This is a genomic window from Alteromonas sp. BZK5, assembly GCF_014349115.1.
Taxonomy (GTDB): Bacteria; Pseudomonadota; Gammaproteobacteria; order Enterobacterales; family Alteromonadaceae; genus Alteromonas; species Alteromonas macleodii.
This window is the reverse complement of record NZ_JACSOE010000087.1, coordinates 1-13679: the sequence shown is the minus strand read 5'-3', so window position 1 is coordinate 13679 and position 13679 is coordinate 1. Positions and strand designations below refer to the sequence as shown.

Sequence of the window (13679 nt, the reverse complement as noted above, 5' to 3'; positions counted from 1 at the left end):
GTACTAACAGGTCTATGTCGCGGCTTTGGAGATGGTATTTCTCATGGAGTGCAGCCAAGCCAGGTCTGCATTGATGCAACGAGATTAGTCCATCCAGATGCTGAAGTAGTTTCGACGGTGACCCGTGCAATCACGAACCATCAGCCCATAAAAGTTAACTATGTTTCACTCTCTTCTGGCGAGTCTGTTCGTGAACTAGTACCTCATGCTCTGATCAACAATGGCCTTCGTTGGCACGTCCGAGCTTTTGATCGTAAGCATGAGGAATTTCGAGATTTTGTACTGACTCGTTTAGTCAGCATTGAAGTGCTAGATGAGCCAATAGCCGCCCAGGAAGCTCGAGAGGCCGATAAGCAATGGAATCGGATAGTAGATTTACATCTGATACCCCACCCAGAGCTAAAACATCCAAAAGCGATTGAACTGGACTTCGATATGGTTGACGGAGAGTTAACACTGGAAGTCAGAGCAGCTTTGGTGGGCTATTTGTTAAACCAGTGGAAAGTTGATTGCTCTAAAGAGTACTCATTAAATAGTGATGAATATCAATTGGCACTTAAAGCCAATGAAGCAATATATGGTGTAGAGAATCTAATACTAGCTCCAGGTTATAATTAAAAAATAAAGGGATTTAAATGCATTTACCAGAACCGAAGAATTTACCTTACAAGGCTCTTTTAGCTGATATTGAAAAAGGCTTGATTAAGATCCCTCAATTCCAGCGTGACTACGTATGGAGTAAAGACCGCGCGGCAGGCTTAATTGATAGTATTTTAAAAGGTTATCCTATTGGTACGTTTATTACTTGGAAAACCAAGGAAGCTCTTCGTGTTGTTAAAGATTTAGGTGGTGTTGAGTTACCGCCGGTGCCTGATGGTGATTTTGCTGAATACGTATTGGATGGCCAACAACGTATGACAAGTTTGTTTTGTGCGCTTAAAGGTGTCCAAATTAATCGTGGTAAAAAGGTTGATGACTTTTCAGAAATATACATCGACTTAAATGCAGACGAACATCAGCAGATTGTCTTAACCGATATCAGTGAATTGGAAGAAGGTTCTTACATTAAGCTTAAAGATTTAATTAGCTTTGATCTGAATTTCTTACAGAAATACCAACAGTTCTTCCCCAAAATAACAGAGTACTCCCAAACACTTCAGGGCTATAACTTTTCGCTTATAGAAGTGAAGGAAGCACCACTAGATGTTGCAACAGAAATCTTCACACGTATAAATGTTGGTGGAAAACCGCTTTCACTATTTGAAATCATGGTTGCAAAAACATTCGATGCTAATGAAGAGTTTGACCTCTCTGAAAAGTTTGAAGCATTGGTTGATAGATTACGCGAAGTGGGATACGACACTATTTCAGATGCCACCGTGTTACAAACAGTGTCCCTGGTAATTGGCAAGGAGTGCAAACGTCAAAACATCTTACGATTGGATAAAAAGCGATTTATCGAAGAATGGCCTAAGGTCGCTGATGCGATAGAAGCAGCGGTTGACTACTTTAGAGGTTATTACCGTATCCCCGTTTCCAGACTTCTACCATACAACTCGTTGTTAGCTCCATTTGCCTATTTCTTTTATCACCACAAAGATAAGCCACTCGAGAACAAACAACTCTTCTTAGAGGACTTTTTGTGGCGAGTTAGTTTAGGTGGTCGCTATTCGAGTTCTGTTGAAGGCAAGTTAGCGCAAGATGTGAAACGTATCGATAAAATACTGCAAGAGCAGCAACCTGATTATGATTGGAACATAGATACATCAGCGCAATTCATACAAGAAAATGGCTGGTTTAATGCAGGTAGGAGCTATATCAAAGCATTACTTTGTATTTTAGCTTACCAAGAACCCAAATCATTTATCGATGGTTCGATTGTCCATATTAGCAATGATTGGCTAAAGCGTGCGAATAGCCGAAATTATCACCATTATTTTCCTAGGGCGTACTTACGCAAGCAAGGTTTAGGCGATGAGCATAGCAATCATATTGCTAATATCACTATCGTAGATGACTTTTTAAATAAACGAAAAATAGGTGCTCAAGCTCCTTCTGCATATATGCGTAAGTTTACAGAGCAAAACTCGGACCTTAAAGCCCATATGAAAACTCACCTAATTGAGCTGGAAGCTTGGGGCATTTGGGATGATGACTATGACACGTTTTTAACTAAGCGCTGTGAAGTCCTTTCTGAAGAAATTAGAAAACGTCTTGTATTACGTGAACAAGACAAGAATGCACATCAAAGTGTAAATATTGAAGATTTAGATGAGCTGGCTTTGGAAGCTGACTTATAACCACAGATTATCGAGAAAAAAATGATTGTTAGCAAAGAAGTAAAAGATGTACTCGCCATCGAAGATGGCATGATGTTGGATTATTTGACCAATAATCCAATCAAACAAACGCCTAAAGAATTGGTTCGTCAAAAGACCTTACGCGCCTTATTCCATGAGTATGGTTTAAGCGCCGAAGATATGGCACTAGATGTTCCAGTAAAGGTTGATGGTAAGCGTAAGAAAATAGATATCGCTATCTATGATCATGGTGCAGAGCATTTACCTGAAAATATTCGTCGTATTGTAATTTGTGATAAAGAACCAAAGAAAGGTAAAAAGTCAGCAGTTAAAATTCGGGACCATGACCAAGCGCAAAAAGATCTTCAATTGATGGAGGATATGATGCGTGAGCAGGTTGGTGATAAATACGTATTGGAAAAATGTCATTGGGGCTTATGGACAAACGGCATCGAGTTCTTCTTTGTTGAAAAAGAAGAATCACGTTTTGATGCTAAATTTAAAGCGGTAGGCGATTGGCCGTTAGCTGATGAAACGATGGGGAGCCGCGACGTTGCTTCAAATGCACAACTAAGAACGGCTGACCGTGAAATGTTACTTACTGCTTTCCGTCGTTGTCATAACTTCATTCATGGTAATGAAGGGATGCCAAAAGATGCGGCTTTCTGGCAGTTCCTATATTTGATTTTCTCAAAAATGTATGACGAGCGTATCGGCAACAGAGAGAGAGAGTTCTGGGCTTCTGCGACTGAACAGTTCGACGATGAAGGTCGCAAAGTAATCAGAGAGCGTATTGAGCCGTTATTTGAGAAAGTAAAAAAAGCCTATCCAGACATATTTGCAGGCAATGAAGAAATTACATTGTCTGACAGAGCGCTTGCTTTTATGGTATCTGAGCTTGCGAAATATGATTTTACGCGCACAGAAATGGACGCCAAAGGAGCTGCATATCAAGAAGTAGTTGGTGATAACTTGCGTGGTGACCGAGGTCAGTACTTTACGCCTCGTGGCGCAATCAAACTAATTGTTGAAATGATGGCACCACAACCACATGAGAAAGTGCTGGACCCATCATGTGGTACAGGGGGCTTCCTCGAGCAGACTTTAAGCTTCATCAATAAGCAATTACATGAAGAAGAAAAAGTAAAATTGGGTGCTGAAACCACTGAAGAATTCATTTCTATTCAACAACAAATTAAAGAGTTTGCCGAAAAAAATCTGTTTGGTTGTGACTTTGACCCCTTTCTGTGCCGAGCATCGCAAATGAACGTGGTGATGGCAAGTAATGCCATGGCTAACATCTACCACATGAACTCACTGGAATACCCTCATGGACATTTAAAGGGCGTAGACCCCGCCAAGAAAACGATTCCTGTCGGTGATTCCAGCGGTAAAGAAGGCAGTGTTGATGTGATCTTGACCAACCCACCGTTTGGTTCCGACATCCCAGTTACCGACAAGCAAATTCTAGAGCAATACGACCTTGCCTATGTGTGGGAGCGCACTGACAACGGCGGCTTTAGAAAAACAGAACGCCGTAAAGATGCAGTTTCGCCCGAGATTTTGTTTATTGAGCGTTGCGTGCAGTGGCTTAAGCAAGGCGGACGTATGGGTATCGTGTTACCAGACGGTATTTTGGGTAACCCTGGTGATGAATACATTCGCTGGTGGCTAATGCAAGAGTGCTGGGTGCTAGGTTGCGTTGACTTACCGGTTGAGTCATTTATCGTTGAAGCTAACGTAAACATCTTAACTAGCCTACTGTTCTTGAAAAAGAAGACTGATACTGAAAAAGATGCTGTTGCCATCGGTGGAGAGCCCGAATACCCGGTATTTATGGCGGTGGCAGAAAAAGTAGGCTTCGACCGTCGTGGTAATACGCTTTATGAACGTCACCCTGATGGTGAAGAAAAAGTTATTGAAGAAGAGGTTGAGGAGCGTATTCGTATCAACGGTCAAAATGTCGTTCGCAAACTAAAACGTCGCAGTAAAATTTTAGACGATGACTTGCCAAAGATAGCCAAAGCATGGAAAGAATTCAGAGCTGAAAACCCGGAGCCTTCAATATGATCACTCGTATAGAGGCTTACCGTTACAGGTGTTTTAAAAGGCTCGACTTACAGCTAGAACATTTGCACATTTTTGCCGGCTCTAATGGTTCGGGTAAAACGACCCTACTGGATATACCTGCTTTACTGGGTGATATCTTAATGGTGACCGATATAAACGATGCTTTTTTTGCACCTATGAGCGGTAGAGATAGAGCTAGGGCTGATAATCCAAAAGAACTTATTCACATGCTTAAGGGGGATAACTTTACTTTAGTGATTGAGGCAGAGATCCCAGAAAAGCAACAAGTTTTAGTTCAACAATTAGGTCCTAAGCGATTTAGAGATAAGCCAGAATTGAGAAGCAATACCATTAGATACGAGATATCTATAGGCATCATTGGAGATAAGTTGGAAATCAAAGAAGAGCACTTGATGCTCTTTAATGATAACAACAGAGTTGACCATGGCGGAGAAATTCAAGGCGGCAGATTTGATAATGATGATGTTTTCCAAGTAATTGAAAGGTCTAATAGACAAAAAGCTGTTTATTCTGCGGAGTGGGCAGACAAAAGGAAAACTAAGGATATTGAATTTGCTTTACAGAATGAACGCTCTGCTTTTGCTTCAATGCCTGCTGACGAAGTTAGCTTTCCTGCAGCATTTTGGCTCCTTGAGTTCCTTAAGCAAGGAGCACAAAGTTACGAACCACAATGGCCAGCAATGAGGTTAGCAGCTAGTCCTAGAAATAAAAAAGCTTTTAAATCAGATGGCAGTAACCTCTCTTGGCAGGTGTATGAGCTGCAAGAAAATAGCCTTGAAGACTTAGAAGAATGGATCGAAGTCGTAAAGATGGCTCTACCATCAATACAGAATATTAGAGCTAATAAACGAGACGATGATGGTTATTGTTACCTGCAAGTAATATATGACAATGGAATGGAAGTACCCTCAAGTAGTTTATCTCATGGAACTCTTCATATTTTTGCCTTAACGATTCTTCCGTATTTGAATGATGCGCCTAAAGTTATAACTCTGGAAGAGCCTGAAAATGGTATTCACCCCAAAGCAATAGACGCAGTATTGGAGGCCCTTGATTGTGCTCCAAACACTCAATTATTCATGTCGACTCATTCGCCGACGGTATTAGCGCATACTGAAATCGAAAATATTATTACGCTAAGGTTTGATGATGAAGGGGCCACCCAGGTGTTGAAGGGAAGAGAGCATCCCGCTCTAGTCGATTGGAAAGGTGATCTAGATTTGGGAACCTTGTTTGCTGCAGGAATATTCGAATGAGTAGGAAAGTAGTATGTTTGGTTCCGTGTAATGGCATAAAAATGGCTGTTACCGGATTCTTTGAGCGCGAGAATCTGTTTTCAGATATAAATTGCTCTCCGTTTGAATTTAGCCCTGTTCGAGATATAAAAAAAACACCAACAGGGCAAACTGATCGAAGTGTTTGGCTCAATGCACATAAGTTTTTAGAGCCTCTCAAAACTAGTTATGAAAAAGCAATAATCTTAGTTGATGCTCAATTTCCAGGTTCACCAGGAGAGTTGCAAATTAAGGCTGATATTGAAAAAAATATGCTAGCGAGCGGGTGGCAAGTTGATGATTTTTCGGTTGGCGTATTAACGCCTGAGCTAGAGGTCGTTTTATGGCCGGGAAATGATGGCTTACTAGCGGATTTAGTTAGATTTAATTTAGCAGAAAATATAAATGACTGGTTAGCGTCGAATGGTTGGGTATTTGATGAACAAGGTATTCCTTCTAAGCCCAAAGAAGCTCTTGAGTTATTAATTAAAATAAACCGAACGGGCAAAAACGTAAAACACGCGTTGGTGTGTAAAAACTTCGCAAAATTAGCACCGATTGATAATTGTATACATAACTCCTTTAACTTTGTTACTGAAAAAGTTAGAGAGTGGTTTCCTTTGGAGCAAGTATGAAAGTAAAGACAATACCGAGCAATTGGCTTAGTGATGAAGGAAAGCGTTTAGATTGCGGTCCATATATGACGGGTGCTAAGGAAGCGGAACAACTGATAACTGAGTGTACTCTACCCAAGAAAGAGCTGAAAAAGCTGTTAGTTAATGAAGCTAAAGGGGCATTTCATGCGGGAAGAGAAGGTCGAGTCTGGGTTAAAGAAGAACTATATGGCACTCCATTTATGGGGAGTGTCGATATCATCCAGGCAAACTTAGCTAGATTACCTTTAATATCAAAAGAACAAGTAACTCGAAAGCCACTATTTAAAATTTTCAAAAATTGGATTTTGATTACTCGTTCTGGAACTATTGGACGTATGACTCTAGCTCGTGAAGAGATGGATGGTAATGCCTGTTCAGAACACGTGATGAGAGTAGTTCCTGATTCTGAAAAAGTATCTCCAGGCTACTTATATTGTTACTTAAGAAGCAAGTTCGGAGTACCCCTAGTAGTCAGCTCTACCTATGGTGCAATCATCCAGCATATAGAGCCTCACCATGTCATAAATCTACCAGTCCCAATAGTTGATAAATCTCTGGAGATATCTGTCCATGCAAAAGTCGAACAATGCGGTGTAAATAGGACGGAAGCTAACAGTTTACTAAAACAAGCTGGAAAGCTAATTACTGATTACTTTAGCTTCCCTGAAAAATTAGCCTTATCACATCGTGTTTTTACGCATTCATCAGCTTCTTCCAAGCTAGTTCAGAAACGGATGGACTCCACCTATCACGATAAAATTGCTCAATTAAGCGACGAATTAGTTGTTAGTGCTGGTGGGACTGAAACATTAGCCGAGCTGGGAGTGACAACTGGTGAGTCTGGCAGAATGAAGTTGCTCTTCACTGAAAGTGACCATGGCGTACCTTTTTCAACTAGTGGTGAAATTTTTAGGGCTCGTTATGAGCCTAAGCGCTTTTTAGCTAAGTCTAAACTAGGTGACGTGTCAGAGTGGGGAGTTCAGCAGCAAGATTTGTTGCTGGCGCGTAGCGGCCAAGTTGGAGGTATTATAGGGACGGGTGTTTGGGCCGACTCACGTTTTGAAGACGCTGCGGTGTCGGTTGATGTGATTAGAATTAAGGCTCAGAAATCTCAGGTATTGCCCGGTTACTTATACGCTTACTTGATGTGCACAGACGTCGGCTATAGACAACTCATCAGAACTGCGGCAGGAAGTTCGATACCTCATTTGTCTTCAGACGATGTGTTAAAGCTGAAGCTACCTAGGGTTAGTAAAGAATATGAGAAGCAAATACATGAGATGGTAGTAAAAGCTGGTGAATTAGCTGCTGAAGCTCAAAAATTAGAGGATGAAGCTGTTCGAATGGTTGAAGACGCAATCGAGGCTGCAGCACCAAAACATTAAGGAGCATTTATGGCACAGGTATTTGCAATTGGTGAGGCGGTCAATGATGAAGAACGTAAAGCCATAGCATGGTTAAAGGATAAGTTACCAGACGATTATTTTGTTATTCATAGTTTTGAAGTAGAACAATTTGATCAGCTTTTTGAAGTGGATATCTGTGTAGTAGCTCCTCATGCTATTTATTTAGTGGATGCTAAGGGTATTCATGGACAGGTTGAGGTGGCCGGAAATAGTTGGCACACGACTCACACAAGCTATCGCTCGCCTTTACCTAAGTTGCGTGGTAATGCGAAATCGCTTTCGGGCCTTATTTGTAATCAAAATAGAGCCAATAAAGATCTAAAGAATATTTATGTTGATACAGCAGTTGTTTTAACAATTGATGACTGTATGTTTCTTGATCCTGAAGATAGAGAGCGTGGTCATGTAGTTTCTTTAAAAAACAGCACTCGTTTCTTCACCGATAGCCTCAGAATCCCAGAACGATTTGAACGCAACGTTACTAAGTATATTCAAATTATCGCTGAGGCCCTTGGCAAATCAGCCAAGAAGCGCAGTCATGGCGAGCGTTATGGTAATTGGGAAGTTGCTGAGACTTTAACGGTTAACGAATACTTCACTGAGTATCGTGCTTTTAATGTAACAGCCGGTCGTAAAGGTGGAACTGTTTTAGCAAAAGCATATAAGGCCGAACCGTATTTACCAGAAGATGATCGCGCCAAGCAAAAACGTCTGTTAGAAAATGCATATCGTGCCGTTTCAAAAATGCCACCTCATTCTGCCATTGCTGGTGTAAAGGACTTCTTTTCAACAGAAGCGCAAGACAAATACATACTACTTACGGACGATATTCCGGGCGATAGCCTCAGCTCAAAGTTAAAGGATAGCTCTTTTTTACTAACGTTTGATCAGAAAAAGCGTGTGGTGAAAGAGATGCTGGCTGCTTTGAATCATATGTGCAGACATGATGTGGTTCACAGAAATATCACGCCAGATAACATATTGATTGGTTTGGATGGTCAACCTAGACTGGTTGATTTTGATTATGCACGTATAGGTGCAGAAAGTACGACCACAATTGCAGATGAAGTCCAAGAACGAATTTCTAACCGTTATAAAGCTCCAGAACTATGGGCAGACAATAATGCCGCTAGTTGTGCCTCAGATATCTATAGCCTTGGGTTAGTTATATTTGAGCTATTTAGTGGTGATGCCGCTTTCGAGACTGTTACGCAAGCGATTGAAAAGTCATGTGTGCTGACTAATAAACTTAGTTCTACCAATAAGCAGTTACCGAGTGAATTTGATAATTGGCTTCAAGCTTTATGCCACAAAGAGGCTTCTGAACGTTTAACTGCTGAACTGGCCTTAGAAAAATTTAATGAATTGTGGCGACCTAAACAAGAAGCCCAAATGTCTGGTGAGGAAGTTGTTGAGCCTGTACAAAATAAACCGAAAAAAGTGGATCCAGCACAAACACCAGCAAACTACAAAAGGCTTAAAAACGGTTATCAATTATCCAATAAGTATGTTGTACAACAGCCACTAGGTAAGCCTGGCGGTTTTGGAGTTGTTTATAAAGTTACTGATACTTTTGGTGATGTATCGCGCGCCATTAAGCTTATTCTTCAAGATCGAGAATCTGTATTAGAACGCTTAAAGCAAGAATATAGGACATTATTGAAGCTACCTGAGCACCCGTATGTTGTAAAAGTTTATGATGCTGATGTTTTACCCAATGATGGACCTCCATATATTGTCTTTGAATATTTAGAAGGCTTAGACGTTGGCGAGCTAATACAGCAAAGGTCACTCACCACACATGAAGTGTGGACGATGGCTAAGCAAGTAGCGGAAGGGCTCAAGCACTTGCATGACCACAATATCTATCACTGTGATATTAAGCCGCAAAACTTGATATGGAAAGACGGTAAAGTTCGTATCATTGACTTTAATGTTTCTGTTGATGCAGAGGATTTAAGTCTAGGTGGTGGCTCTAGAAAATATCTTCCGCCAGATTTAAACATTACTGAGACTCCACAATCATTCGACTTAGTTGATAGAGATCTATATGCCCTAGGCATCACCTTGTATCGAGCTATGACGGGTGAATACCCTTGGGCAAATACTCAATGTCCACCACTCGACGAATTGGCGCGTCATCCAAGTGAATTCACGCAAAGTTTTAACTTAACGGACGACGTGTCGTCGGTTCTTCTAAAGCTTATTTCTCCTAAACGTGTTGATCGCTTTGAATCGGCAGACCAATTATTAGAAGCGTTAAATAAAGTACAGCAACTTAAAAAAGCTCAATTCCAGTCGGACGAGAGTACATCTCAATTTCATTTGCCACCGCTGGCTGATGGTTCAAATCCAAGCAAGTCAGCATTTCATGATTATATGCTGACTTTGTACAGTCAAAGCCGACATTCAAACAGTGGTACTCGTGGATTAGATGATTACGCGAAACTGATATATGTTGAAACATCATTAGATACTGAGTTAGCTCCAGCGGTTTTAGCTGGTCAATTACGTCTAGTCCTGATCACAGGTAACGCTGGAGATGGTAAAACGGCATTTCTTCAACAGCTAGAATCTTTAGTTGAAAAACAAGGTACAACTTTAACTTTAAACCCGTTAGGCAATGGTTGCTCGTTTGAATTAGATGGTCACAAATATATTACTAATTACGATGGTAGCCAAGATGAGGGTGATAAAGAAAATGAAGTCGTTCTCGACGAATTCTTCAATGCTTATCATGGTGATGATATTAGTAAATGGCCTCATAACGAAACTCGCTTGATTGCAATTAACGAAGGTCGACTGATAGATTTCTTGACGCAAAATGCCGATGAGTTTTCCGCACTAAAAATGCTAGTTGAAGAAAGTTTGAAAGATGGTTCCGTTAAAAATGAGGTCGCTGTTGTAAACCTAAATATGCGCGATGTTTTGGCTTCTACTGAAACTCAGAAAAACTCGATATTTGAACGCCTTTTAAAGAAAATGACTTCGGCGAAAGTATGGCAAGGTTGTGATTATTGTGCACTAAAAGACAAGTGCTATGTGAAACACAATGTAGATACATTCCGAGATGAGCAAACCGGTCCTAAAGTAATTGAACGGTTGGGATATCTATACAAGCTAACTAGTCTAAGAAACCAGTTGCACATCACTATGCGAGATTTACGCTCTGCATTAAGTTACATGCTAGTTGGAGAATACTCTTGTTCTGAAATTCAAGAGATTTATGCGAACGGTGAAGCTGACAAAATTTTAAGTGGGTATTACTTTAATTCTTGGTGTGGTTCAAAAAATACTCAGGACAGATTATTAAAATTACTTAGTGAAACTGACATTGCGCAAGGTTCTGATGTGCGACTAGATCGCGGTTTAGATTTTCTAGGACTAGAAGCCGTTGATTGGCTTCAGTTTGAACAACGAAGTGGACATGAAACTCAATTGCTTGAAAATGCACATCAAGCGTTACCTAGTGGTACGGCTTTAAGTCAGAGCAAAGAAAGATACCTGTCTCATCGACATGTCGTCGGTATGCTAAGGCGAAAAGCTTACTTTGAACGCAGAGGTGAAAACTGGAAAGGACTATTACCTTATCGCTCCGCAAAGTTACTTGTCAGCTATCTAGAAGGAGAATACTCCTTAGCTGAGGCTAAATCGTTAGCAATCAACGCTATTAACCGAGGTGAAGGATTACACAATCCGGCTTACTTTAACGGACAACTTGCTATGCAGGTGCGAAAAGTAAATCAAGGGACAATTAAGAGCTACCGATTATTCCCAGCTGATGTTTTTTCAATAGAAGTTAAAGACTCGGCCATGAAGTCTTCTTACATTGAACACAGTCCACAATCACTCCTACTTAAATATCAGGATGAAACAGGTTTAACCGCCGAGCTAGATTTAGATTTGGATCTATTTGAAATGCTTCAACGTCTAAATCAGGGTTATATTCCATCTGCTCAGGCCGAACAAAGTTTCTATTTAAGTTTAACAGTATTTAAAAACGTGCTCGCTTCAGCCCCTTATCAAGAGGTACTTTTGACTACGAATGGCCAAAAATACGAAAAAATTACACGTGACAGCGGTGGTGTTTTACAGCTAGAGCATTTAATAGCGGAGGCGCAGTCATGAAATTAGGAAAAAAAGATAAAGCTTTCCGCACTAATAAAGTAAGCTATTTAGATTATAAAATAGTTGAAATGGATCGCGTTTTAACTCACTTGTTCGCCAGGCTAAAACACAATGGTGCTTCTAGCAAGTTAAGTGCTAAAGGTATGACGGTTGATCTGTTCAAAGATGAGTTCTTAGATTCACGTAATGAAAAACATTTTAAGGGCTTTTCCCAAGCGCCAATTACCATCGAAAAATGGATAGAAACACATCTAGTCGATCTTATAAACCGAGGTAAAGCAAATGAGGCCGTAGCTGCGCCAAGACCCCTTCACGGTAACACTTACCTATTTAGAAATCCTAAAAACTGCCGAGATTACGGGGCTTCAAAACAAGTATACGAATTACTTTACCATGCTAAAAGTGGTCAAGCAGCAATCTCTAGGTTAAAGCAATTCTTTTTTGCCGGTGTTGATTCGTCTACCGGTCAATATGATTGTCATTCTCAAGTTGATGTTGAAACACAAGCATTATTACGACTTTCCGATCAGGTTAAATCTGATGCGCCGGATCATTCTGATTTACAAGATAGGTTTGCACCACTTAATCAACAGGCGGCTGATACTTTGGCTGAAGATATTATTAAGTTGATGACTTATCGTCAGTATATTCCGCGCTCAGTGATGGTTGAATACATTAAGAACCTGTTAGCCTTTCACTTAGCCTTATACCAGTTAAAGCTATTTAAGCTGTTACCAGCTCTAGCTAAGAGTAAGGGTAGAAACCTAGAAGAAGGTGAGAAACAACAAACGGCAATATTTGTTGATATGACAAATGGCACTAACAGTTTAACTCATCAAATGGCAGAGCAAAGCGCCACTTTACATTACAAGCGCATACCAGCGTTTATTAAAGCATATTTTGGTGTTAAGAAATTAGACGAGTTTGCTGAGTACTTGTCGAAAAAAGGTAAGCTTCCTGGTTCGAAATCGGTGAAGCAAATGCCGGTTACTGAACTGTTTAAATTACTTGAAACTCCTCTTGAGCAAGATCGAGAGCAATTCTTTGGGCAACGAAATGCTGGAATATTAGATACATCAGCATCGTCAGCTAGTGAATCTGAAGAGATACCACCAGAGTTACATGCGATAACACAACTAGGTTTGCCGGAGTTTGAAACGTACATAGAAATTTTACTTTTCGTACAAGGAAATGCTATTCGCTCAGGGATGGTTAAAAACTTAGATAGTTTTATGCTGAAAAATAAACCTGGTGCTTTGTTGGAGCAAAATAGTGGTAACCATGGCGGTAGGCGTTTTTGTTTAGATGGAAGGCTGCTTGAAGTTATGTTGCAACTAGCAGTGTTATCAAAAGGGGGGGATTTGGGGTTCCACACAAAAGAGCTGCGCGTTGACGAGCTACTGAGTTTTCTAAAGACTCGCTATGGCATTTTTATCGAATCCCTTCCAAAGACAGATGTGTTTTGCGATCAGTCGATTGATGTAAATAGTGCATTGAGAGACAACTTGGCAGGCTTTAAGCGACGCCTAAGGGAGATTGGCTTTTATAGTGATCTTTCAGATGCATATGTTACACAAACGATCACCCCTAGATATCAAATTGACGAAAAACAAAATAAAAAAGTACAAGGAAGTAACGCATGATTAAGGGAATTAAAACGGTTGTAAGTGCAGATATCGAAAAAAGCTTAATCACTGTACTTTTACCAAAATTAAAGTTGCTCCTTGAAACTCGAGGTGCAGGTCATTGCATGAAGGTTTCAGATTTAGATACCAGCTTGATGTATAAGCTTTGTGAGGAATTAGCTAAGTCAGTAGATAATAG

At 40.5% G+C, this 13679-nt stretch carries 9 protein-coding genes; all 9 read left to right on the top strand.

Annotated elements, in window-relative coordinates; all coding sequences use genetic code 11:
* Nucleotides 1-618 (top strand): helix-turn-helix transcriptional regulator (locus BIZ39_RS17885; RefSeq protein ID WP_222936687.1); only part of this gene is annotated, 618 nt, incomplete at its 5' end.
* 17 nt (nucleotides 619-635) lie between these two features.
* Nucleotides 636-2300, top strand: a complete 1665-nt coding sequence (locus tag BIZ39_RS17880; protein WP_187447630.1) for a DUF262 domain-containing protein — start codon at nucleotides 636-638, stop codon at nucleotides 2298-2300.
* Nucleotides 2301-2321: 21 nt separating this feature from the next.
* Nucleotides 2322-4370 (top strand): methylation-associated defense system DNA methyltransferase MAD2, encoded by a 2049-nt coding sequence (gene mads2, locus BIZ39_RS17875; protein ID WP_187447629.1) that lies wholly within the window; start codon nucleotides 2322-2324, stop codon nucleotides 4368-4370.
* On the top strand, nucleotides 4367-5647 hold the full coding sequence (mads3, locus tag BIZ39_RS17870) for a methylation-associated defense system AAA family ATPase MAD3 (RefSeq protein WP_187447628.1): 1281 nt from the start codon (nucleotides 4367-4369) through the stop codon (nucleotides 5645-5647). The genes mads2 and mads3 overlap by 4 nt, the downstream gene beginning before the upstream one ends.
* Nucleotides 5644-6300, top strand: coding sequence for a hypothetical protein (locus tag BIZ39_RS17865; protein WP_187447627.1), 657 nt, complete (start codon nucleotides 5644-5646; stop codon nucleotides 6298-6300). Before mads3 ends, BIZ39_RS17865 begins: the two co-directional genes overlap by 4 nt.
* Nucleotides 6297-7706: a methylation-associated defense system restriction endonuclease subunit S MAD5 gene (gene mads5, locus BIZ39_RS17860; RefSeq protein ID WP_187447626.1), complete on the top strand. Its 1410-nt coding sequence runs from the start codon at nucleotides 6297-6299 to the stop codon at nucleotides 7704-7706. Before BIZ39_RS17865 ends, mads5 begins: the two co-directional genes overlap by 4 nt.
* 9 nt (nucleotides 7707-7715) lie before the next feature.
* Nucleotides 7716-11855 (top strand): methylation-associated defense system protein kinase MAD6, encoded by a 4140-nt coding sequence (gene mads6 / locus BIZ39_RS17855; protein WP_187447625.1) that lies wholly within the window; start codon nucleotides 7716-7718, stop codon nucleotides 11853-11855.
* Nucleotides 11852-13498 carry a methylation-associated defense system protein MAD7 gene (mads7, locus tag BIZ39_RS17850; RefSeq protein WP_187447624.1) on the top strand — a complete coding sequence of 549 codons (1647 nt, stop codon included), beginning with the start codon at nucleotides 11852-11854 and terminating at the stop codon, nucleotides 13496-13498. Before mads6 ends, mads7 begins: the two co-directional genes overlap by 4 nt.
* On the top strand, nucleotides 13495-13679 hold a 185-nt coding region (locus BIZ39_RS17845; protein ID WP_187447623.1), incomplete at its 3' end, for a hypothetical protein. The genes mads7 and BIZ39_RS17845, both read left to right, overlap by 4 nt.

Excerpts from the sequence above, each read along its gene's own strand:
- BIZ39_RS17865 (WP_187447627.1), top strand. The coding sequence starts at position 5,644 with ATGAGTAGGAAAGTAGTATGTTTGGTTCCGTGTAATGGCATAAAAATG.
- mads3 (WP_187447628.1), top strand. The coding sequence starts at position 4,367 with ATGATCACTCGTATAGAGGCTTACCGTTACAGGTGTTTTAAAAGGCTC.
- mads5 (WP_187447626.1), top strand. The coding sequence starts at position 6,297 with ATGAAAGTAAAGACAATACCGAGCAATTGGCTTAGTGATGAAGGAAAG.
- mads2 (WP_187447629.1), top strand. The coding sequence starts at position 2,322 with ATGATTGTTAGCAAAGAAGTAAAAGATGTACTCGCCATCGAAGATGGC.
- mads6 (WP_187447625.1), top strand. The coding sequence starts at position 7,716 with ATGGCACAGGTATTTGCAATTGGTGAGGCGGTCAATGATGAAGAACGT.
- BIZ39_RS17880 (WP_187447630.1), top strand. The coding sequence starts at position 636 with ATGCATTTACCAGAACCGAAGAATTTACCTTACAAGGCTCTTTTAGCT.
- mads7 (WP_187447624.1), top strand. The coding sequence starts at position 11,852 with ATGAAATTAGGAAAAAAAGATAAAGCTTTCCGCACTAATAAAGTAAGC.